Annotated in this window: 21 protein-coding genes; 8 read left to right on the plus strand and 13 right to left on the minus strand. The window is 59.4% G+C overall.

The window, feature by feature from the left end; translation table 11 throughout:
- Positions 1–24: 24 nt before the first annotated feature.
- Complete coding sequence (locus ACS5RD_RS17400) at positions 25–294, minus strand: usg protein (RefSeq protein WP_054004711.1); 270 nt, start codon at positions 292–294, stop codon at positions 25–27.
- A 193-nt stretch (positions 295–487) separates the two neighbouring features.
- Between ACS5RD_RS17400 and gyrA the strand changes: the two genes are divergently transcribed.
- The 6 genes from gyrA (at position 488) to gluQRS (ending at position 6767) form a co-directional block, all read left to right on the plus strand.
- Positions 488–3202 (plus strand): DNA gyrase subunit A, encoded by a 2715-nt coding sequence (gene gyrA / locus ACS5RD_RS17405; protein WP_054004563.1) that lies wholly within the window; start codon positions 488–490, stop codon positions 3200–3202.
- Complete coding sequence (locus ACS5RD_RS17410; protein ID WP_054004564.1) at positions 3195–3515, plus strand: hypothetical protein; 321 nt, start codon at positions 3195–3197, stop codon at positions 3513–3515. The genes gyrA and ACS5RD_RS17410 overlap by 8 nt, the downstream gene beginning before the upstream one ends.
- Positions 3516–3651: 136 nt before the next feature.
- Complete coding sequence (locus ACS5RD_RS17415; protein ID WP_489928434.1) at positions 3652–4029, plus strand: DoxX family protein; 378 nt, start codon at positions 3652–3654, stop codon at positions 4027–4029.
- 108 nt (positions 4030–4137) lie between these two features.
- Complete coding sequence (locus tag ACS5RD_RS17420; RefSeq protein ID WP_489928435.1) at positions 4138–4488, plus strand: DUF6614 family protein; 351 nt, start codon at positions 4138–4140, stop codon at positions 4486–4488.
- A gap of 42 nt (positions 4489–4530) precedes the next feature.
- Entirely contained in the window at positions 4531–5859 is a 1329-nt protein-coding gene (gene trmFO / locus ACS5RD_RS17425; protein ID WP_054004566.1) for a methylenetetrahydrofolate--tRNA-(uracil(54)-C(5))-methyltransferase (FADH(2)-oxidizing) TrmFO, read from the plus strand.
- Positions 5847–6767: a tRNA glutamyl-Q(34) synthetase GluQRS gene (gene gluQRS, locus ACS5RD_RS17430; protein WP_489928436.1), complete on the plus strand. Its 921-nt coding sequence runs from the start codon at positions 5847–5849 to the stop codon at positions 6765–6767. Before trmFO ends, gluQRS begins: the two co-directional genes overlap by 13 nt.
- Here gluQRS and hisI read toward each other — a convergent pair.
- On the minus strand, positions 6762–7118 hold the full coding sequence (gene hisI / locus ACS5RD_RS17435; RefSeq protein WP_054004568.1) for a phosphoribosyl-AMP cyclohydrolase: 357 nt from the start codon (positions 7116–7118) through the stop codon (positions 6762–6764). The two genes, gluQRS and hisI, sit on opposite strands and share 6 nt — an antisense overlap.
- Positions 7119–7179: 61 nt before the next feature.
- On the opposite strand from hisI, the gene ACS5RD_RS17440 reads away from it, so the two are divergent.
- The gene (locus ACS5RD_RS17440) at positions 7180–7620 is read left to right on the plus strand and encodes an iron-sulfur cluster assembly scaffold protein (RefSeq protein WP_054004569.1); all 441 of its coding nucleotides are present in this window, start codon (positions 7180–7182) and stop codon (positions 7618–7620) included.
- 136 nt (positions 7621–7756) lie between these two features.
- On the opposite strand, the gene ACS5RD_RS17445 is transcribed toward ACS5RD_RS17440, so the two are convergent.
- The 5 genes from ACS5RD_RS17445 to sciP all read right to left on the minus strand — a co-directional run bounded on the left by ACS5RD_RS17445 (position 7757) and on the right by sciP (position 13379).
- Positions 7757–7879, minus strand: coding sequence for a hypothetical protein (locus tag ACS5RD_RS17445; RefSeq protein WP_268871764.1), 123 nt, complete (start codon positions 7877–7879; stop codon positions 7757–7759).
- A gap of 146 nt (positions 7880–8025) precedes the next feature.
- Complete coding sequence (recG, locus tag ACS5RD_RS17450) at positions 8026–10110, minus strand: ATP-dependent DNA helicase RecG (protein ID WP_489928437.1); 2085 nt, start codon at positions 10108–10110, stop codon at positions 8026–8028.
- Positions 10107–12221: an NAD-dependent DNA ligase LigA gene (gene ligA / locus ACS5RD_RS17455; protein ID WP_489928438.1), complete on the minus strand. Its 2115-nt coding sequence runs from the start codon at positions 12219–12221 to the stop codon at positions 10107–10109. Before ligA ends, recG begins: the two co-directional genes overlap by 4 nt.
- Before the next feature lie 72 nt (positions 12222–12293).
- Positions 12294–13004: a response regulator transcription factor CtrA gene (ctrA, locus tag ACS5RD_RS17460; protein ID WP_054004572.1), complete on the minus strand. Its 711-nt coding sequence runs from the start codon at positions 13002–13004 to the stop codon at positions 12294–12296.
- 96 nt (positions 13005–13100) lie between these two features.
- Complete coding sequence (sciP, locus tag ACS5RD_RS17465) at positions 13101–13379, minus strand: CtrA inhibitor SciP (protein ID WP_426031640.1); 279 nt, start codon at positions 13377–13379, stop codon at positions 13101–13103.
- Positions 13380–13517: 138 nt separating this feature from the next.
- On the opposite strand from sciP, the gene mnmA reads away from it, so the two are divergent.
- The gene (mnmA, locus tag ACS5RD_RS17470; protein WP_489928439.1) at positions 13518–14651 is read left to right on the plus strand and encodes a tRNA 2-thiouridine(34) synthase MnmA; all 1134 of its coding nucleotides are present in this window, start codon (positions 13518–13520) and stop codon (positions 14649–14651) included.
- 173 nt (positions 14652–14824) lie between these two features.
- Here the strand turns inward: mnmA and lpxB are convergent, their stop codons facing one another.
- The 6 genes from lpxB to bamA all read right to left on the minus strand — a co-directional run bounded on the left by lpxB (position 14825) and on the right by bamA (position 21019).
- Entirely contained in the window at positions 14825–15955 is a 1131-nt protein-coding gene (lpxB, locus tag ACS5RD_RS17475) for a lipid-A-disaccharide synthase (protein ID WP_489928440.1), read from the minus strand.
- Positions 15943–16737 (minus strand): LpxI family protein, encoded by a 795-nt coding sequence (locus ACS5RD_RS17480; protein WP_489928441.1) that lies wholly within the window; start codon positions 16735–16737, stop codon positions 15943–15945. The genes lpxB and ACS5RD_RS17480 overlap by 13 nt, the downstream gene beginning before the upstream one ends.
- Positions 16734–17531 carry an acyl-ACP--UDP-N-acetylglucosamine O-acyltransferase gene (gene lpxA / locus ACS5RD_RS17485; protein ID WP_489928442.1) on the minus strand — a complete coding sequence of 266 codons (798 nt, stop codon included), beginning with the start codon at positions 17529–17531 and terminating at the stop codon, positions 16734–16736. Before lpxA ends, ACS5RD_RS17480 begins: the two co-directional genes overlap by 4 nt.
- Positions 17532–17533: 2 nt before the next feature.
- Positions 17534–18004 carry a 3-hydroxyacyl-ACP dehydratase FabZ gene (gene fabZ / locus ACS5RD_RS17490; RefSeq protein ID WP_054004576.1) on the minus strand — a complete coding sequence of 157 codons (471 nt, stop codon included), beginning with the start codon at positions 18002–18004 and terminating at the stop codon, positions 17534–17536.
- A gap of 88 nt (positions 18005–18092) precedes the next feature.
- On the minus strand, positions 18093–18695 hold the full coding sequence (locus ACS5RD_RS17495) for an OmpH/Skp family outer membrane protein (protein WP_489928443.1): 603 nt from the start codon (positions 18693–18695) through the stop codon (positions 18093–18095).
- Positions 18695–21019: an outer membrane protein assembly factor BamA gene (gene bamA / locus ACS5RD_RS17500; RefSeq protein ID WP_489928444.1), complete on the minus strand. Its 2325-nt coding sequence runs from the start codon at positions 21017–21019 to the stop codon at positions 18695–18697. The genes ACS5RD_RS17495 and bamA overlap by 1 nt, the downstream gene beginning before the upstream one ends.
- Positions 21020–21113 lie beyond the last annotated feature (94 nt).

A 21113-nucleotide genomic window follows, 5' to 3' on the forward strand; every position in this document is an offset into this window, starting at 1 on the left:
GCCGGGGCGGAATGGCAAGTCCGCCTAATGCAGCCGAAATTCGCCCACAACATTGCGCCATTCGCCCGGAGCAATCAGCTTGCGATGGGTGAATCGCACCGAATGCAGCGGCCCTTCGATCTGGCTTTGCCAAAACTCGATAAAGCCGAAAAGCTGCGGATAATCCGGGGCAAGATCATAGTCTTGCCAAGTGAAGCTATTGAGAACATTGCGATAATCTGGCATCCGGTAGTATAACTCTGCTGTTGTCAGCCCGTAACCTTTCAGCATCAATTCCGTCTCAGTGGCGTGCATGGGTTGCCTGCCTTTCCAAAGCCCACAAGCATATCCTGCGCTATACATATTAATTTTCAATAAAAACAGTATGTTATCACTCACACACCCCTGCTGCCAAAGCCATTTACGCACCTGCCTTGCACCCCAAATGCGGGATAGTGTAAGGTAGCGGCAACCATATCTAGACCCTATACAGGAAGGCGCGGCCCCAGTGACCGACACTCCGGAAACCCCTGAAACGGCAGACGAAAAACCGATCCGCATGCACCATGACGGGCCGCAGATCGACATCGCCGCCGAGATGAAAACCGCCTATCTCGATTACGCGATGAGCGTGATCGTGTCGCGGGCGATCCCTGACCTGCGCGATGGCTTGAAACCGGTGCATCGGCGGATTTTGTTCGCTATGCACGAAACCAACAACGGCCACGACAAGCCTTACCGCAAATCGGCGCGCCCGGTTGGCGATACGATGGGCAAATACCACCCGCACGGCGATTCTGCGATTTATGATGCGCTGGTGCGGATGGCGCAGCCGTTCTCGATGAGCCTGCCGCTGCTGGATGGGCAAGGCAACTTCGGCAGCATGGATGGCGATACCGCGGCGGCGATGCGCTATACTGAAGTGCGGATGGACAAGCCCGCGGCGTTCCTTTTGGCGGATATCGACAAAGACACCGTTGATTTCCAAGACAATTATGACGGCAAAGACCGTGAGCCCACCGTTCTGCCGGCACGCTTTCCCAACATGCTGGTCAATGGCGCGGGCGGTATTGCCGTGGGCATGGCCACCAACATTCCGCCGCATAACTTGGGCGAAGTGATTGACGGCACCTTGGCGATGATCGCCAATCCCGACATCAGCATTGAGCAGTTGATGGAGATCATCCCTGCCCCGGATTTCCCGACGGGGGCAACTATTTTAGGTAGGGCTGGCGCGCGCAAGGCCTATCTGGAGGGCCGTGGTTCGGTGATTATCCGCGCCAAAACCCGGATTGAGGAAATTCGGTCTGGCCGCTTTGCGATCATCATCGACGAGGTGCCCTATCAGGTCAACAAGGCCCGGATGATTGAGATTATCGCCGAGCAAGTGCGCGAGAAGAAGATCGAAGGCATCGCCCATGTGCAAGACGAATCCGACCGGATCGGCGTGCGGGTGGTGATTGAACTCAAGCGCGATGCGACGGCGGATGTGGTTTTGAACCAGCTCTATCGCTTCACGCCGATGCAAACCTCGTTCGGCTGCAACATGCTGGCGCTGAATGGCGGGCGGCCTGAACAGCTGACTTTGGCCGATTTCCTTAGACATTTCATAACCTTCCGCGAGGAAGTTGTGGCGCGCCGCACCGCCTATGAGTTGCGCCGCGCCCGTGAACGCAGCCATATCCTGTGCGGTCTGGCTGTTGCGGTTTCCAACGTCGATGAGGTCGTGGCAACCATCCGATCCTCCGCTGACCCGGCAGAAGCACGAGAACGGCTGATGACGCGGCGTTGGCCTGCGGGAGAAATCATCCCCTATATCAAGTTGATTGATGATCCCTCCCACCCGATCAACGACGATGGCACCTATAATCTGTCAGAACTACAAGCCCGCGCCATTCTGGATCTGCGCCTGCAACGCCTGACCGCGATGGGTGTGAAAGAGATCACCGACGAGTTGCAAGAACTGGCGGGTAAGATCAAGGATTACCTTGAGATTCTGGGCTCGCGCGAACGCATCATGGCGATCATCTCGGATGAATTGCGCGAAGTCCGCGCGATGTTTGCGGTGCCACGTCGCACCGAAATCGTCGACTGGGCCGGCGATATGGAAGACGAAGACCTGATCGAGCGCGAAGATATGGTCGTCACCATCACCTCTGGCGGCTATATCAAGCGCACCCCGCTGATCGAATTCCGCAGCCAGAACCGCGGCGGCAAGGGTTTGTCCTCGATGGCGACCAAAGAAGACGACGTTGTAACGACGCTTTTCGTCGCCAACACTCATACTAACCTCTTGTTCTTCACCACCGATGGCATGGTCTACAAGCTGAAAACCTGGCGGCTGCCCTTGGCAGGACGGACGGCGAAGGGTAAGGCGATGGTCAACATTTTGCCGATCACCCAAGGAGTTAGCATTGCGGCTTTGATGCCGGTGGATGCGCCGGAAGCCGAATGGGAAGACCTGCAAATCGTGTTTGCGACCAGCGACGGCGATGTGCGGCAGAACGATCTGTCGGATTTCACCAATGTGATGCGCAACGGCAAAATCGCGATGAAACTGCCCGAAGGCGTGTTCTTGGTGAACGCCGCGATTGCCGATGAGAACGACGATATCATGCTGGTCACCGCCTTGGGCCGCGCGATACGCTTCCCGACCACGGAAATCCGCGTGTTCAAATCGCGCGGCTCGACGGGTGTGCGCGGGATCCGGGTCGGCGCGGGCGACAAAGTAGTGTCGATGTCGATCATCCGGCATTTTGAGGCCGATCCGGCTGAACGCGAGGCTTACCTCAAGCAACGACGCTTGATGGCGGGTGCTGTAGATGAGGTTGAGGCAGATGACGACGAAGCAGCGGTAGAGGTGGGCCAGCTTTCCACCGAACGCTATGCTGAAATGTCTGCGGCCGAGGACCTGATCCTGACCATCACCACCTCTGGTTCCGGTAAGCTCAGCTCCAGCCATGATTATCCGGTGCGCGGGCGGGGCGGTATGGGCGTCAAAGCCATGGACGGTGCGATGCGTGGCGGGCCGCTGGTGGCCTCGTTCCCGGTCGATCTGTCAGACCAAATCATGCTTGCAACCTCCACGGGGCAATCCATCCGGGTGCCCGTTGATCAAATCTCATTCCGCTCGCGTTCCGCAGGCGGGGTGAAGGTATTCAACACCGGAAAAGGTGAAGAAGTGGTTTCCGTCGCACGGGTTGCAGAACAGGGCGATGAATAATCTTGAGGCGCGGCTGGCCGAACTGGCCGCGCTTCAGCAGACCAGCACCTACGGCGCACTGGCGCGCGATCTGGCGATTCCCGGCCCCGGCGCGATTGCCAAACTAACGCAAGCGCTTGAAATCCTGATGGAAACCGATGCCGCCGCAAACCAACCGTTGCGTGCGGCGCTCTGCGCGGGGCGGTTGGCGCAAGGCTTGCCCGCCCCCGGTTTTTTCGAGAAAGCCGCAAGTCTGGGATATGATCTGGGCGATAATCCCGCAGCATTTGTGCAACAGCATCGCCTGAAGCTTTGGGCGCGCCCCAAAAACTGACCGGTTCTCTGTGCATCAGCGCAGATCACAAGCGCGCTGATACCTATTTAATGCATAACTGCTGCAGGTTAAGCCCATTCAAATGCCGAAACCCAATATGGGGCTTGGCCCTAGCAAACGGATATCAGGATTAATCATGGATAAACTCTCTCCCTACGCCCCGCTGGTTGCCCGCATCTTGATCGGCGCACTGTTTTTGATCGCTGGCTTTGGCAAACTGAGCGACGTTGCCGGATTTGCAGGCTATATGGCCTCGGCTGGCCTGCCGACGATCTTGGCTTGGCCTGCGATTATTTTCGAATTGGCCTTGGGTGCGTCGATTGTTCTCGGCTTCCAGACCCGGATTATGGCGCTGCTGGGCGCTGGCTTCTGCATCGTCGCGGCTGTGTTGTATCACAACAACTTCGCGGACCAGAACCAAATGACCCACTTCTTGAAAAACTTCGCGATTGCAGGCGGTCTTCTGATGCTGTTCGCGCATGGCGCGGGCGCTGTGGCTGTCGACAAGCGCTAAATTTGGCGAAAATTGGCGGATGGGCCGGGGGAAACCCCGGCCCTTTTTCATTCCGGATTAACGGCTTGGCAAGGAATTTCTGCGTTTCTGATCGCGATCGGAGGCAGCATGAACATCTATCATTGCATGATCGAGCTGAAAGACGGCGCCCGCGCTTTGGCCTTTGCGGCGGCGGTTGAGGCTTGGATGAGCTATCTGCAAGCCCAAGGGTTGATCCTGAATTGGCGGTTGTTGCGGCGAAAATTCCGACTGGCCTCTGGGATGCATACCGATTTCCTGCTGGAAATTGACGTCGGTGGCTTGGCCGACCTCGATGCGGCTTTCGCAGCGCTCTCCACCCCGGATGAAGCCGCCGAGCGACGATATGACCACATGCATCAGATGATCGCGCAGATTGAGGTTGGGCTTTATCGCCGCTTCCCCGATGCAGCACAACGCGAACGCATTGCTCTGATCTAGTGTCGCCTTGATCTAGGCGGCGTGCAGGGCTACATCGCGCCTATGACACAAGAATTGCACATCATCGGCGGCGGCATGGCCGGATCAGAAGCGGCTTGGCAAGCGGCGGAACAAGGCGTGCGCGTGGTGATCCACGAGATGCGGCCTCAGGTGGGTACTTTCGCGCACCGGACCGGAAATTTTGCCGAAATGGTCTGCTCAAATTCGTTCCGCTCGGATGATGATGAACGCAATGCGGTCGGGCTTTTGCATTGGGAGATGCGAGCGGCCAATGGTTTGATCATGGCGATGGCCGAGACGCATCGTTTGCCCGCAGGCGGCGCGCTGGCGGTGGACCGTGACCCGTTTGCCGAGGCTGTGACGGCAAAGCTGAACGCGCATCCGCTGATTTCTTCCTCGTTTGAGGAAGTGACCGAACTGCCCGACGAAGGCAGTTGGATCATCGCCACCGGGCCGTTGACCTCTAGCGCCTTAGCGCAAAGCATTCGTGCCGCGACCGGGGCTGATGCTTTGGCGTTTTTCGATGCCATCGCGCCGATTGTCTATGCCGAGTCGGTGGATATGTCGCTGGCTTGGATGCAAAGTCGCTACGATAAGGGCGAGACGGTTGAAGAGCAGACCGCCTATATGAATTGCCCGATGACCAAGGACGAATACTACGCCTTCATCGACGCCCTGCTGGCCGCCGAGAAAACCGAATTCCATGAGGGCGAAACCGCAGGCTATTTCGACGGTTGCCTGCCGATTGAGGTGATGGCGGAACGCGGGCGTGAGACGTTGCGGTTTGGGCCGATGAAGCCGGTGGGGCTGACAAACCCGCATAACCCGATGAAGCCCTATGCCGTGGTGCAACTGCGCCGCGACAACAAACTCGGCACACTTTACAACATCGTCGGCTTTCAAACCAAGATGAAGTACGGCGCGCAAACCGCTGTTTTCAAAATGATTCCCGCGCTGCACAAAGCCAGTTTCGCCCGGTTGGGCGGCATCCACCGCAACACCTTCATCAACTCTCCCACCTTGCTGGATGATCAGATGCGGCTGAAATCGCGGCCCAATATCCGCTTTGCAGGCCAGATCACCGGGGTGGAAGGCTATGTCGAATCCTCGGCGATGGGTCTGCTGGCGGGCCGGATGGCCGCCGCCGAATTGCAGGGGCGGGTTTTACCGCCGCCGCCGCCCGACACTGCAATGGGCGCATTGATCACCCATATCACCGGCGGGGCCGAGGCGAAAACCTTCCAACCGATGAACGTCAACTTCGGGCTGTTTCCGCCGATTGACGCGCGCGGGGGCCGCAAGGGGCGCAAAGATCGCTACAAAGCCTACACCGACCGCGCGAAAGAATCGTTCACGGCATGGCTTTCGTAACCCGCTTCGCCCCCTCGCCCACCGGGCCGTTGCATCTGGGCCATGCCTATTCGGCGCTGCTGGCGCATGATATGGCGCGGGCAGAGGGCGGCAAATTTCTACTGCGGATCGAAGATATCGACCGCAGCCGCTGTCGGCCCGAGTGGGAACGCCAGATTTATGATGATTTGCAGTGGCTTGGCCTACGGTGGGATGCTGTGCCATTGCGCCAATCAGATCGCCGCGATACCTATCAGAAAGCGTTAGATGAGCTATGGGCGCTTGGTCTGATCTACCCTTGTATTTGCTCCCGCCGCGACATCGAGACAGCACAAGCTGCACCCCAAGAGGGCGCCAGCTTGCTTTTTGGGCTGGACGGTATGCCCTATCCTAGGACCTGTCGCAGCCGGATGGCCTACGAACGCCGCTTTCCTGAACAGTATCCAAGACCAACTAATACGACGCTTAGAATTGAACTCGATCGCGTCGCCGATTCGGTTTTTGAACATCGAACCAGCGGCGTGGGCAATGATTGGCAGAGTTATGCCTGCTACCATGAAACGGGAATTGGACCGCAGTTGACTCGTGGTCTTATTGAATTTTCAAGAGAAGAACTTGGAGTCTTTGTCGGCGACTTTGTGATCGCAGGCCGCGATACAAATACATCATATCACCTGTCTGTGGTGCTGGATGATGCAGCACAGGGCGTAACGCATGTGGTACGCGGAGCTGATTTAACAGAATATACGAAAATACATGCGCTTTTACAACGGCTTCTGGGTCTGCCCACCCCCATCTACCACCACCACCGCCTGATCCGTGATGATCAGGGCAAGCGTTTGGCCAAGCGCGACGACGCCCGCGCTTTGTCGAAATACCGGACAGAGGGCGCGACGCCCGCAGATATTCGCCGGATGGTCGGGCTATAGCGGCTCAGAAATCACCACGTCAACGCCATCTCGCACCGCCGTGTAAAAGCAACTGCGCCGATTGGTATGGCAGGCCGGACCCACTTGCGTCACCAGCGCTAACAGACAATCGCGGTCGCAATCAACCCGCAGCTCCACCAAACGCTGCACATGGCCGGAGGTTTCACCTTTCGCCCAAAAACTGGCTCGCGACCGCGACCAATAGGTCATCGCCCCCGTTTTCAGGGTGCGGGCCAGCGATTCCGCACTCATCCACGCCATCATCAGCACCTCGCCCGAGGCGTGATCCTGCGCGATGCAGGGAATCAGGCCGTTGGCATCGTAAGTCAGCGTTGTGGGGTCGAATTGCATCGGCTGCTCCTTGGCGAAGGCGTGCTGTCGGCTTATCTTGTGGGCAAGAAAAGGGGAAGCCATGAGCGACAGCGATCTCGTCAAACTCTACTCGGGGCGGATTTTGGCGCTGGCGGCCGAGATTCCGCATTTGGGCCGCCTGCCCGCCCCTACGGGAAGCGCGCGCAAACGCTCGCCGCTGTGTGGGTCAACCGTGACGGTTGATGTGGTGATGAAAGCGGGGCGGGTTGCGGATTTCGCCCAGGATGTGAAGGCCTGCGCGTTGGGCCAAGCGTCGGCTGCGATTTTAGGCGGGGTGATTCTGGGTCGCAGCCTTGCCGAGCTTATTGCCGCGCGCCAGATGCTGCTGGCGATGTTGAAAGACAATGGCCCGGTGCCTGCAGCACCGTTTGACGGTTACGAAGTATTAATCCCGGCGCGCGAATATAAGAATCGCCACGCCTCCATTCTTTTGGCGCTGGACGCCGCCTGCGAAGCTGCCGCCCAAGCAGAAGCCGCATAAAAAAACCGCCGCGCATCCCATCGGATGGCGGCGGAAAGTGGCGTTCTTTCACCAAGGCAGTGGCAGGGCAGCCACGCAGCGCATCACTTGGGGACAAATGCGCAGGCCCGGTTCAACAAGACCGCAGGCAGAACCTTCAAAGCGTGCCAGACATTCCCAATCCGGCGAAAAGCAGGGCAAACAGCGACACGACGCCAACGGCATCAGCGACAAGGCTGGTGTTGGAGCGTTTCAGGATTTCGATAATCTCGGTGAACATTGCGACCTCCGTTTGCTTGTTGCCATATTGTTCTCACACTCCTTACCACCTGTAAAGAACTTTATGGGAACATTTGTGAACTTAGGAGAACATAGCCCACGTGCGGTGCTTTGGTTCCCAGACCACAGACACAAGATTGTGAGGTTTCAGCCGACAGAAATCAGTTTTATCGCACGATCTTGATCAAGCAGCCACAAAAGCACTCGGGCAGCCTTGCCGCGCGGGCTGCTCAGATCGGGGTCAATCGCCAACAACGCCCGCGCGTCTGATTGTGCAACCGCCATTAACCCCGCTTGCCGCTCCAGATCCGCGACGCGAAAGCGCGGCAAGCCTGATTGCGCGGTGCCAATCAGATCACCCGCGCCGCGCATCGACAGGTCTTCTTCGGAGATGCGAAAGCCGTCCTCGGTATCACGGATCACTTTTAGCCGCCGCTCACCACTTTCCGAAAGCGGCGCTTGATAGACCAGCAAGCAGGTAGACTCCACGCTGCCGCGCCCGACCCTGCCGCGCAATTGGTGCAACTGCGCAAGGCCAAAGATTTCGGCGCGCTCGATCACCATGATCGAGGCATTCGGCACGTTCACCCCGACCTCGATCACCGTCGTGGCCACCAAAATCTTGGTCACCCCGCTGACAAACCGCGCCATCGCGGCGTCTTTTTCGGCCACCGGCATCTGGCCATGCACCAGCCCCACCACATCGCCCAAAGCCGCGCGCAGGGTTTCAAACCGCTCGACCGCGCTGGCGTAATCGACCAGTTCGGATTCCTCGACCAAAGGGCAGACCCAATAGGCCTGCCGCCCCTCGGCGACCGCACGGGCGAGGTGGTCCACCACCTCATCCATCCGCGCGCCGGAAATCATCACCGTCTTGATCGGCTTGCGCCCGGAGGGCTTTTCATCCAGCACCGAGACATCCATATCGCCGTAACTCGCCAGCGCCAGACTGCGCGGGATCGGCGTGGCGGTCATCACCAACACATCCGCCGCCTGCCCCTTCGCGCCCAGTTCCATGCGTTGTGCCACGCCAAAGCGATGCTGCTCATCGACCACGGCAAGGCGAAGATCTTGAAAATGCACATCCTTTTGAAACACCGCATGGGTGCCCAGCAGGATCTGGATTTGACCATCCTGCAATGCCGCCAGTTTGGCCGCACGATCTGCGCCCTTGTCGCGCCCGGTCAACAACTCCAACCGGATGCCTGCGGCTTCGGCCAAAGGCAGCAGGCCCTCACGGTGCTGGCGCGCCAAAATCTCGGTGGGCGCCATCAGCACGCCCTGCCCGCCCGCCTCAACCGCCGTCAGCAGCGCAAGGAAGGCCACCAAGGTTTTGCCCGAGCCGACATCGCCTTGCAGCAAGCGGTTCATCCGGAGCGGCTGGGCCATATCCTGCGTGATCTCGCCCACGGCGCGGGTTTGTGCCGCAGTCGGCGCATATGGCAGCGTGGCCAAGACTTTTGCGTGAAGCGCCCCGGTGCCGATACTTGCCACGCCGTTGCCCCTTCGCAGATGCGCTCGGGCCAGCGACAGGGTCAGTTGATGGGCAAAAAGTTCATCATAAGCAAGACGTTGCCGGGCGGGATGGGTGAACGCCAAGCCCGCTTGATCCTGCGGCGCATGGGCGGTTTCCAACGCCGTGCGCCAATCCGGCCATGCCTCACGCGCCTTCAGGTTGGGGTCGATCCACTCTGGCACCAGCGGAGCCCGTGCCAGCGCCGAGGCCGCAGCCTTGGCAACCTGCCGTTGGGTGACGCCAGCGGTCAGCGGATAGACCGGCTCAAACAGCGGCAGATCATCGGCTTCCTCGGGGCGCAAAACATGATCCGGGTGGACCATTTGCGCAATATTATCAAAGATTTCCACCTTTCCGGATACCAAGCGGCGCTGGCCAGTCGGCAGTAGTTTTTGCAGATAGTCGCCGCGCGCGTGGAAGAACACCAGTTGGAATTCCAGCGCCGCATCGCGCACCATCACCCGGTAGGGGCGGCCCTTTTGCCGGGGCGGGAAATGGCTGCCGACCTCAACCTCGACCGTCACCGTGCAGGGCGGCACCACATCGCGGAGTGAGGCTTTGCGGCTGCGGTCCACGGCGGAATGTGGCAGCAAAAACAGCAGGTCCTTCGGCTTTTCCACCCCCAACAGCGCAAAGGCCTGCGCGGTTTTCGGGCCGACGCCGTCCAAAGTCTCTAACCCGGCAAACAGCGGAAACAGAATTTCCGGGCGGCTCATGCCTGACCTATCAGGGTAAGCCATTGATCTTCATCAATCACCGTAACCCCATATTTTTCGGCATCTTTCGCCTTCGATCCCGCCCCTGGTCCGGCAATCAACAGATCGGTTTTGGCCGAGACCGAGCCCGCAACCTTCGCCCCTAAAGCCTCGGCCCGCGCTTTCGCTTCGGCCCGCGTCATCTTTTCCAGCGTGCCCGTGAACACCACGGTTTTCCCGGCGACCGGGCTGTCCACCGGCGCACGGGCTTGCACCGCTTGCACGTCAAGCTGCGCCACCAAAGCGTCAATCGCCGCGCGTTCCGAGCTGTTTTGAAATGCCGCCACCAGCGAACCCGCCAGCACCGCCCCCACTCCGTCAATCGAAATCAGTTCCGCCCATTCCGCGCTGCCCGGCAAAGCATGGGTGATCGCGGTCTCGAAGCCGTCCCATGTCGAATAATGTCGCGCAAGCAGGCTTGCCGCGGCCTCGCCGACATGGCGGATGCCAAGGCCAAAGATCAGCCGATCCAGCGGAATGGTGCGCTTGGCCTCAATCGCAGCAAGCAGCTTTTTCGCCGAAACTTCGCCAAATCCATCGCGATTCTTCAACCGTTTCAGACCATTGGCCGCATCCCGCGCCGCCAGCGTGAAAATATCGGCAGGGGTTTTCACCGGAAGATCTGCATCATGAAAAAACATTTCAATCTGCTTCGCGCCTAGGCCTTCGATGTCAAAAGCACCGCGCGCGACAAAATGCTTCAACCGCTCGACCGCTTGCGCGGGGCAGATCAGACCGCCCGTGCAGCGGCGCACCGCATCGCCGGGTTCGCGATGCGCGACCGAGCCACATTCCGGGCAAATGTCAGGAAAAACATAAGGTTGCGCATCATCGGGGCGACGCAGCAGATCGACATCGGCAATCTTCGGGATCACATCCCCCGCACGATACACCTGCACCCAATCGCCGACGCGAATATCGCGGCCCTCGCGGATCGGGTTGCCCTTGGCACCGCGCCCGGCGATGTAATCTTCGTTGTGCAGCGTCGCATTGGCGACCACGACGCCGCCGACAGTCACAGGTTGCAGCCGCGCCACAGGCGACAGCGCGCCAGTCCGACCCACCTGAATGTCAATCGCCTCCAGCCGGGTCCATGCCAGTTCCGCCGGGAATTTATGCGCAATCGCCCAGCGGGGGGTGGCGGAGCGGAACCCCAGCCGCGCTTGCAAGCCAAGATCGTTGACCTTGTAGACAACGCCGTCGATGTCATAGCCCAAAGTCGCCCGATTGGTCTCTATATGGCGATACTGCGTCAACATCTCATCGGGGCCTGCGCAAAGCACGGTGAGAGGATTTGTTTGAAATCCCAATTGGTTAAGTCGATCAATCGCGCCAAATTGGGTAGCTGCCAGCGGCGTTGACAAGGCCCCCCAAGCATAGGCGAAAAACCGCAACGGGCGCGCGGCGGTGATGCTGGCGTCCAGTTGCCGCAGACTGCCCGCTGCGGCATTGCGCGGATTGGCGAACAGTTTGTCGGTCTTTGCCGCCTGTCTTTGGTTCAAAGCGGCGAAATCGGCGTGGCTCATGTAAACCTCGCCGCGCACTTCCAAAAGCTGTGGGGCATCGGTCAGCTGCTGCGGAATATCCGCGATGGTGCGGGCATTCTCGGTGACATTCTCGCCAACCTCGCCATCGCCGCGTGTGGCCGCCTGCACCAGCACGCCATTTTCATAGCGCAAGGACAGCGACAGACCGTCAATTTTGGGCTCGGCGGTATAGGCCAAAGCGCTATCGCTGCCGAGATACTTGCGCACGCGTTCATCAAAATCGGCGATGTCGCTGTCTTCAAACGCATTCTCCAACGACAACATCCGAACCGCGTGCGCGACTTTGCCAAAGCCATCGGCCACGCCACTGCCGACCTGCTCGGACGGGCTATCGCTGCGTTTCAAGGCCGGAAACCGCGCCTCAAGCGCCAGATTCCGACGTTTCAGCCCATCAAACTCGGCGTCCGACATCTCGGGCGCATCCAGCGTATGATAGGCGCGGTTGGCCGCCGCAATCGCTTCAGCCAGCCGGGCGAGTTCCGCCCGAGCTTCGGCCTCGGTCAACTGCTCAAGATCCACCGCCATTGCCGCCCCCATTTCCGTTTCGCCCAAGTTATGCGGCGGGCCGGAAATGGGCAAGCGCAGGCAAAGGCTCGATCAAGCGCTGGCGGCGAGGCGCGGAGCCAAAGCTGGGCTCGGATCGCGCAGCACATAGCCGCGACCCCAGACAGTTTCGATGTAATTGGTGCCACCGGTCGCCTCTGCCAGCTTTTTGCGCAGCTTGCAGATGAAAACGTCGATGATCTTCAATTCAGGCTCGTCCATGCCGCCATAGAGATGATTGAGAAACATCTCTTTGGTCAGTGTGGTGCCTTTGCGCAACGAAAGCAGCTCCAACATCTGATATTCTTTGCCGGTCAGATGCACCGTCGAGCCTTCGACATCCACCGTCTTGGCATCAAGGTTCACATTGACCCGGCCGGTCTTGATCATCGACTGGCTGTGGCCTTTGGAGCGACGAATGATGGCATGAATGCGCGCCACCAATTCTTCGCGGTGGAACGGTTTGGTGAGGTAGTCATCGGCGCCAAAACCAAAGCCTTTGATCTTGTTCTCGGTATCGTCAGACCCCGAGAGAATCAAAATCGGCGTTTCGATTCGCGCAAGGCGGAGTTGCCGCAGCACCTCATGCCCGGACATATCTGGCAGGTTAAGATCCAAAAGAATCAGATCGTAATCATAAAGTTTCGCCAAATCGATGCCATCTTCACCCAAATCGGTGCAATAGACATTCAAGTTGGCGTGGGTCAGCATCAATTCGATACTACGGGATGTGGTGGGATCGTCCTCAACCAATAAGATTCGCATTCTGGGGGCTCCGGTCACAGGGTCTTGTTCGTTAATGACTTTGGCTGGCAATGGTTAACTACACGTTACTGTGACCATATGAATCCCAAAAACAATCTAAAGTTGTCGATACTTTTGAAGTGTTGTGACGCGCAGGGCTTTTTCGCCATGGGTTTCAACCGCTTGCCGCCAGAGCACGAATTCTTCTTCCGATAAGGCGTAGCGTTCCAAGGCTTCAGCCTCAGAAATCAGGCCGTAGATCACGGCCTTGACCACCACGACCTTGCGGCTGGCCACCCAACGTTGGGTGTCGGCCGGCGGTAAATCAGCGCGCGACAGGATGCTGCCGTCGGGCAGAGTGACCTGCCGGGGGCCGTCAACTTTCTTGAGATACATCTTGGGTTCCTCGTTCATACCAAGCCAGTTTGGCGGAACGGGCTTAAACAAGCGTAAAGCCGGGGGTTGAGAGTAGGTGGCATTTTCCTATATTGCGATCTAATGGCCTTAATGCCGCCCCATTCCCCGGAATTTTCGATGTTTGATCAGCCGCTGAACTCGCTTGGTTTCGCCAAGCCGCCCTCGGAGACCCGCGTGGTCGTCGCTATGTCTGGTGGCGTCGACAGTTCGGTCGTGGCCGCACAGCTGGCCGAGGAAGGCTATGACGTGGTCGGCGTCACCTTGCAGCTTTACGATCATGGCGCGGCACTGGCGAAAAAGGGCGCGTGCTGTGCCGGGCGCGACATACATGATGCGGCGCGGGTGGCGGAACTGATGGGGTTTCCGCATTATGTGTTGGATTACGAGAACACCTTTCGCGAGGCGGTGATTGAGGAGTTTGCCGACGCATATCTGGCGGGGGCGACTCCGGTGCCCTGTATCCGCTGCAATGAGCGGGTGAAGTTTAAGGATCTCCTCGCCACTGCGAAGGATTTGAACGCGGATTGTATGGCGACCGGGCATTATATTCAGCGCAAAGTTGGCGATGGGCCAGAGTTGCACATGGCAACGGATGCGAACCGGGATCAGAGCTATTTCCTGTTCTCAACCACGGTGGAGCAGTTGGCTTATCTGCGGTTCCCGTTGGGGCATTTGGGCTCAAAAGCCGAGACGCGGGCTTTGGCTGCGAAGTATGGGCTGTCGGTGGCGGATAAGCCGGACAGTCAGGATATTTGTTTCGTGCCGAATGGCAATTATGCGGCGGTGATTGAAAAGCTGAGGCCGGGATCAGCTGATCCGGGCGATATTGTCGATCAGGCGGGGCGCGTTCTGGGGCAGCATCGCGGGGTCATTCACTACACGATCGGGCAGCGCAAGGGGCTGGGGATTGGCGGGTTGGGTGATCCTTTGTATGTGGTGAAGCTGGACCCGGCTTTGCGGCAGGTGATTGTCGGGCCGAAGGAGGCTTTGTCGACGCGGGTGATACCGCTGCGCGAGATCAACTGGTTGGGGGATGAGCCGTTTGAAAGCCGCGATGAGTGGCATTTAAATGTGAAGGTGCGCTCGACGCGGCCACCTCGGCCCGCGGTGGTGCGGCCTATTTCCGCGACCGAGGCGATGGTGGAATTGCTCGATCCAGAGGATGGGGTGTCGCCGGGGCAGGCTTGTGTGTTTTATGCCCCTGAGGGCAGCCGGGTGTTTGGCGGCGGCTGGATTTGGCGGGGGCGGTGAGGGTCCCAACTCGGGACCATTGATAATATTGGGTTATTTCGGTGACACGGGTTCTTGGTTAACAAAATTTCTCAGTTTTCGCGCCTTTGGCTGGCCTTAGCCGGGGGTTTCACACCCCCGGACCCCTGTGGGATATTTTCGCCAAGATGAAAGCAATTTTAGATAAAGTTTAGCTACTTTGGCAGCACGGCGAGGACGGATTTTGCGGCCCGCAGGCCGGGGGGCTCGAAGCCCTGCCCCAAGCGCTGCATGGTGAGATGCATCGCTGCGTCTTGGCTGTGCGGGTTTTCCAGCAGGTTGAGCAGCGCCGGGGCGATCAGAGCGGCTCTGCAGTTTTCGCCGATGAATTCCGGGACGGTGCGGGTTTCTGAGACGAGGTTGACCAGCGTCACGGTGTCGATCAGCGCGGCGCGGCGCATCAGCCAGAGCGTGAGCGGATGCATGTCGTAGGCGATCACCATCGGGCAGCTGTTGGCCGCAAGTTCCAGCGAGACGGTGCCAGAGGCGGCAATCGCCACGTCTGCTGCAGCGAAGGCGGCGCGTTTCAGGGCGGGGTCGGTGATGATCTGTGGTTGGATCGGCCAAGTGGCGGTCAGGCTGCGGACCAGATCGGCGACGCCTCGGACGGTGGGCAGGGCGACGCGGGCGTTGGGGTGTTGGGCTTTGATCAGGGCGAGGACCTCGCCGATTACTGGGGCGAGGCGGGTGACTTCGCCTTTGCGCGAGCCGGGAAGCGTTAGGATCAGCGGGCCCTGGCCTGCGAGTTGGGCGGTTTCCGCTGGCGTGGCGAGGGGTTCTGACACCACCGGATGGCCGACGAAATCGCAACTCATACCTGCGGCGGTCATATAGGGCGGCTCGAACGGCAACAGGGCCAGAACGTGGTCGATGACTTTGGCCATTTTGGCGGCACGTCCCGGACGCCATGCCCAGACCGAAGGCGCGACGTAATGGATGGTGCGCAGCTTGGGGTTCGCCGCTTTGACGATTTTGGCGACGCGCAGACAGAAGTCGGGGGAGTCTATAGTGATCAAGGCGACGGGGCTGGCGGCGAGGGCGGCGGCGGCGGTCTCGCGGATACGGCGTTTGAGGTGGAAGTATTTCGGCAGCACTTCCGCGATGCCGATGATCGAGAGTTCTTCCATCGGGAACAGGCTGTTCAGCCCCTCGGCCTGCATCAAAGGGCCGCCAACGCCTTGAAAGCTCACCTCGGGGTGTAGAGTTTTCAGGCTTGCCATCAGGGCCGCGCCGAGGCGATCACCAGAGGGTTCGCCTGCGATCAAGAACAGCTTTAGCGCGCCCATAGCAACAGGCCGTTTGCCTGCGCTGCCGTGATCATTTGCGGCAAATCAAGGCAGATCACCGAGCCTGCTTGGAAGGCTATGCCGGACAGGCCCGCCTCCGTTGCAAGGCGGATGGTTTCGACGCCGATGGTGGGCAGATCAATGCGGCGGTCTTGGCCGGGTTTGGCGGCTTTATAGAACAGGCCGCCTTTCGGGCGCAGGCTGGCGGGGATTTGGCTGAGGCTGGTGAGCATGGCATCAGTGCCGGGCAGCGCCTCGACCGCGAGGCAGAGGCCAAGGGCCACGACGCAGCCTTGGCCTACATCGACGGCGCCGAGGGCGGCGGTGATGGTCGCGGCGCGGGCAGCGTCGGATTCGTGCTGCGGGGTGAGGGTTCCGGTGAGCACGCCTGCGGCGGGGAGGAGGGCGGGGGCGATGGCCTCGACGCCGACCACCTCAAAGCCCGCTTCCTCAAAGATCGCGATAACTGCGCGCAGGGTGGCGTCATCGCCTGCCTGCATGGCGGCGAGCAGGCGCGGCACCATTTGCGCGGTTTGCGGATCGAACAGTGAGGGGTCGAGGCGGGGACGTTGCACCGCGCCTGCAAAGATCACTTCGGTGATGCCTTGGTCTTCGAGCAGGCGCAGGAACAGAGCGAGGCGTTCGACGCGGAAGATTTGATCGACCTCTAGGCCCTCGGGCGCAAAACCGTCCAGCGCGCAGATCATCGGGTGATCCGGTAGGGCTGCGACCAAAGCCGCAGGCAGAGCGCCCTGCCCTGCGATGATCGCAAGCTTGCTCATTTCGGGGTCAGAAACGAGCGGTCGGTGGCGGACAGGATGAAATCGGTCATCTCACGCACGTAGTCGCTGTCAGTTTCATCGGCCAGACGGCGGGCGCGGTCGAGGAAAGAGCCCTCGCCCTGCGCCAAAGCCTGATAGGCGGCGCGCATGGCGGAGATGTCGCTGCGCTCGACGCCGCGACGTTTCAGGCCGACGAGGTTCAGGCCATCGAGCACGCCGCGCGGGCCTTGCACGAGGCCATAGGGCAGCACATCATTGGTGACCATGGTGACAGCGCCGATGATGGCCCCGCGCCCGATGCGCACCCATTGGTGGATGCCCGACAACCCACCAATGATCACATCATCGCCAATCTGGCAGTGCCCGGCGATGGCGACTTGGTTGGCGAGCACGATACGGTTGCCGAGCTGCGCATCATGGCCGATGTGCGAGCCTGTCATCAACAGGCAATCATCGCCGATGCGGGTGATGCCACCGCCACCCGCCGTGCCGGTGTTCAGGGTGGCGCCTTCGCGGATTTTGCAGCGCGCGCCGACGATCAGCCGGGTGCGTTCGCCGTTGAATTTCAGATCTTGCGGCACTTCGCCGACGCAGGCGAAGGGGAAGATTGTGGTGTCTTCGCCGATCTCCGTCCACCCCGTCACCACGGCATGGGATTTCACGGTGACGCCTTTGGCCAGAGTGACCTCGGCCCCGATCAACGCGAAAGGGCCGATGAAGCAATCGGGGCCAATCGTGGCACCTTCCTCGACAAAGGCCGATGGATGGACAAGGGCGGTTCCGTGGATGGCCATGCTCAGGCTTTCTTCGGCACGTCAAACATCGCCATGAATTCGGCCTCGCAGGCGAGTTCACCATCGACCATGGCGCGACCGGCGAATTTCCACACCCGACCGCCGCCGCGCAGGGCGGTGACATGGAGTTCCATCACATCGCCGGGCACGACTTTGCGGCGGAATTTCACCGCATCGACGCCCATGAAGAACACGGTGGCGTTTTTATCGACCAGGTCCATCGACAGGCCGACGAGGATGCCGCTTGTTTGCGCCATCGCCTCGATGATCATCACGCCGGGGAAGATCGGCATGCCGGGGAAATGGCCTTGGAATTGCGGCTCATTAAAGGTGACGTTCTTGATGCCGACGCAGGATTTGTTGGGGTAAATGTCGCGCACCTTATCGACCAAGAGGAAGGGATAGCGGTGCGGAATGATGCGCTGGATCAGCGCGAGGTCGGCGGACAGCGGGGCTGCGGGTTGGTCGGTCATGGGATCTCCGAGGGTGCGGCCCTCTTGGCGGGGCATGTGATCTGACTAGCGAAAACCGCCGGGTGAAACAAGCCTGCGGCCGTAAGGCTTAGGGCGCGGGGGTCGGAGGATTGGGTGGCGGGGGATTGGGTGGCGGGGGATTGGGAGCCGTTGGTTTGCTGCCGTCACCCAGTCTTGTGTCGATGCGGGCGATCACCTCTTTGGTGATGTCGATCGAACCGAGGCTGACCACGATGGCGGATTTATCCAAGATGGCGACTGCGCCGCGTTCCACCATGTAATCGCCCAAAATCGGGGCGACGGCCTGAAAGAACGCCTGCCTGTCCGCGTCACGTGACTTGGCAAGATCGGTGGATTTCAGGTCTTGAGCTTTGCGCAACTCATTGGCTTTATTGTCGAAAGCCTCTGCCAAGGGGCGGAAGTTTTGCGCGGTCATTGTGGCGCGCTTGGTGGTCAGGTCGCGTTCCTCAGCCTCAAGCGCCGCATCGATTTTGCGGTTTTCGGCCAGCAGAGCGGCGGATTCGGACTCGAATTTGGCCTGCAAAGCGCGGCCATATTGCGTGCCGAGATACAACTGATCCTGATCCAGCGTCACGATGGCGGTTTTTTGCACCACACTTTGCGCCGTTGAGGCCTGCGGGAACACGCCAAGCAGCAGCGCCAAAGCCAGCCCTGCCGCCTGCCGTTGCATCAGAATTTCGTCGCGATGGTCAGATCGAAGCTTTGTTCTTCGTCATAGCTTTCTTTCTTGATCGCATTCGAGAAGTTGAACCGCAGCGGGCCGATTGGCGTGGTCCACAGGATCGAAACACCGACGGCGGCGCGCAGATGGGCGCTGTCGTCTACGGCGTCGGGGTTGTTATCCAAGCCCCAGACCGAGCCCATGTCGTAGAACACGCCGCCGGTGATGCCATATTCTTCCGGCAGGCCCAGCGGGAACTCGGCCTCCAGCTTCATCGTGGCGTAGAAATTGCCGCCCAAGGCATCGCCTGCCGCCGTCCGCGGGCCGATGCCGTTGGTGTCAAAACCACGCATTTTGCCGTTAGCGAAATAGCGGTCGGTGACGCGGGTGTCATAGCCACCAAAGCTGTTGACCGCACCACCTTCAAACACCGCACGCAGCGTGACGTCTTCGTTGAAAACCTTGGTTTCAGCCACAGCCAACGCTGTGGTCTCAACGTATTTCGCATCGCCGCCCAGACCGACAAAATCCTGCCCGAAGCGGAACAACAGGCTGCTTTTCGGGTTCAGACCGGTGACGCGGTTGTCGAACGTGTAGCTATAGCCCAGACCCGAGCCGAATTCAGCGCCACGCTCGCCCTCGGCGATCAGCAACGCTGAGGTCGAAGTCACATCCTTCACGGTATCCTGAAACGCCTTATAGCGCAATTCCAGCCGCGACTGCTCGGACAGCGGGAATTCAAGCCCGGTGGTGATCCCGACAGCGCGGGTGTCATAGAGCGCGCTGGCGTTGTTGGTTTCGTTATACGAAGCACCCAGTTTCAGCTTCAGATCGCGGCCCAGCAAAGCCGGTTCCACAAACGAGATGCCGCTGTCTTTGGTATCCGAGGCGGTCGAGATATTGACCGCAAAAGCCTGCCCGCGCCCCAAGAAGTTGGTTTCCGAGAAGCCGAGGTTCAGACCCAAACCCGAGCTGGTGCCAAAGCTTGCGCCAAAGCTGATCGAGCCGGTGGGTTTTTCTTCGACATCGACGTTGACGACGATCTCATCCGGGTTGCTGCCGGGTTTGGCATCGACTTTGGCATCGGTGAAGAAGCCAAGCGCGCGGATGCGCTCGGCGGCCTGACGGATTTCGCGCGGGTTGAAGGGGTCGCCTTCGACGGTGCGGAACTGACGGCGCACCACTTGGTCGAGGGTTGTGGTATTGCCTTCAATATCAATGCGTTCAACGAAGACCTTCTGACCGCGCTTGATGACATATTCGACATCCAAAGTCTGGCCACGCTCATTGCGGATCAGACGCGGCTCGACGCTGACAAAGTTCAGCCCCTTGCGCAAAGCCAGATTTTCCATCCGGGCGATGTTGTTGTCGATGATCGAGGGCGAATAGGTGACGCCCGTGCGCATCTTTTGCACAGCGGCAAATTCGGCAGCATCGACGCCTTCAACCTCGGATACCGTGCTGACCTTGCCGATCTTCCAGCTTTGGCCTTCTTTGACGGTATAGGTCACAAAGGTCGCATCGCGTTCGCGTGACAACTGCCCGGTGGCATCCACCACTTGCACGTCGATATAACCACGCGACATATAGAAATCGCGCAGCATCTGCTTGTCGACTTGCAGCCGTTCCGGCACGAAAGTATCGGATTTGATCAACTGACGCAGGAAACCTGCTTGCTTGGTTTGCAGCACTTGCTTCAGGCGGCGATCGCTGAAAGAGCGGTTGCCGACAAAGGAAATGCCTTCGTTTTCAACGACTTTGCCTTCGGTGATCTCGAACACCAGATCGACGCGGTTGTCCGAGCGGCGGATGATTTTTGGATCAACCGTGGCGGCCAGACGGCCCTGCACCCGGTAGGCTTCCGAGATCTGTGCTGCATCTGCCTCAGCCTGCGCCGGATTGTAGACCAGCCGCGATTTCGATTTGACCAGTTCGGTCAGCTTTTCGTCTTTGACCAGTTTATTGCCCTGAAAATCGACAACATTCAGCATCGGCAGTTCTTTGACCTTGATCAACAGGGTGCTGCCCTGTGGCACAAGATCAACAGTTTCAAACAATCCCGAGGCAAAAATCCGTTGGTAGGCGTCATTCAACTGCCCGGCTTGCAAAGTCTCACCGCGGGCGATTCCCGCATATTTCAGGATCGTGGCGGCATCGACGCGCGCGTTGCCTTCCACGGTGACGCTGCTGAAGCTGTAGCTTTCGGCATGGGCAAGCGTGAGGAACGGTTCAGAAACCATTGCGCTGGAAAGCAGAATTGCAACAAGGGTTGGGCGCATGAGGCCTCGGAGCATCCCCTTGCGCGTGATACCTGCGCTTGCTGTTTCCCGCATGAGCCGCTCCTGAATGCACTAAATCCTGTGCATCTGACTACCTGTAACCGCAAGCAATGTCAAAAGGATGGCCGGGAAAATCGTAAGCAATGCG

The organism is Cypionkella sp. PAMC25878 (genome assembly GCF_058135695.1).

Excerpts from the sequence above, each read along its gene's own strand:
- ACS5RD_RS17445 (WP_268871764.1), bottom strand. The coding sequence starts at position 7,879 with ATGTTCACCGAGATTATCGAAATCCTGAAACGCTCCAACACCAGCCTT.
- fabZ (WP_054004576.1), bottom strand. The coding sequence starts at position 18,004 with ATGACCGACCAACCCGCAGCCCCGCTGTCCGCCGACCTCGCGCTGATC.
- hisI (WP_054004568.1), bottom strand. The coding sequence starts at position 7,118 with ATGCAATTCGACCCCACAACGCTGACTTACGATGCCAACGGCCTGATT.
- ACS5RD_RS17415 (WP_489928434.1), top strand. The coding sequence starts at position 3,652 with ATGGATAAACTCTCTCCCTACGCCCCGCTGGTTGCCCGCATCTTGATC.
- ACS5RD_RS17420 (WP_489928435.1), top strand. The coding sequence starts at position 4,138 with ATGAACATCTATCATTGCATGATCGAGCTGAAAGACGGCGCCCGCGCT.
- ACS5RD_RS17480 (WP_489928441.1), bottom strand. The coding sequence starts at position 16,737 with ATGAGCAAGCTTGCGATCATCGCAGGGCAGGGCGCTCTGCCTGCGGCT.
- ACS5RD_RS17495 (WP_489928443.1), bottom strand. The coding sequence starts at position 18,695 with ATGCAACGGCAGGCGGCAGGGCTGGCTTTGGCGCTGCTGCTTGGCGTG.
- ACS5RD_RS17400 (WP_054004711.1), bottom strand. The coding sequence starts at position 294 with ATGCACGCCACTGAGACGGAATTGATGCTGAAAGGTTACGGGCTGACA.
- trmFO (WP_054004566.1), top strand. The coding sequence starts at position 4,531 with ATGACACAAGAATTGCACATCATCGGCGGCGGCATGGCCGGATCAGAA.
- ACS5RD_RS17440 (WP_054004569.1), top strand. The coding sequence starts at position 7,180 with ATGAGCGACAGCGATCTCGTCAAACTCTACTCGGGGCGGATTTTGGCG.
- ACS5RD_RS17410 (WP_054004564.1), top strand. The coding sequence starts at position 3,195 with ATGAATAATCTTGAGGCGCGGCTGGCCGAACTGGCCGCGCTTCAGCAG.
- ctrA (WP_054004572.1), bottom strand. The coding sequence starts at position 13,004 with ATGCGAATCTTATTGGTTGAGGACGATCCCACCACATCCCGTAGTATC.
- lpxB (WP_489928440.1), bottom strand. The coding sequence starts at position 15,955 with ATGGGCGCGCTAAAGCTGTTCTTGATCGCAGGCGAACCCTCTGGTGAT.
- gluQRS (WP_489928436.1), top strand. The coding sequence starts at position 5,847 with ATGGCTTTCGTAACCCGCTTCGCCCCCTCGCCCACCGGGCCGTTGCAT.
- mnmA (WP_489928439.1), top strand. The coding sequence starts at position 13,518 with ATGTTTGATCAGCCGCTGAACTCGCTTGGTTTCGCCAAGCCGCCCTCG.
- bamA (WP_489928444.1), bottom strand. The coding sequence starts at position 21,019 with ATGCGGGAAACAGCAAGCGCAGGTATCACGCGCAAGGGGATGCTCCGA.
- recG (WP_489928437.1), bottom strand. The coding sequence starts at position 10,110 with ATGAGCCGCCCGGAAATTCTGTTTCCGCTGTTTGCCGGGTTAGAGACT.
- sciP (WP_426031640.1), bottom strand. The coding sequence starts at position 13,379 with ATGTATCTCAAGAAAGTTGACGGCCCCCGGCAGGTCACTCTGCCCGAC.
- ligA (WP_489928438.1), bottom strand. The coding sequence starts at position 12,221 with ATGGCGGTGGATCTTGAGCAGTTGACCGAGGCCGAAGCTCGGGCGGAA.
- lpxA (WP_489928442.1), bottom strand. The coding sequence starts at position 17,531 with ATGGCCATCCACGGAACCGCCCTTGTCCATCCATCGGCCTTTGTCGAG.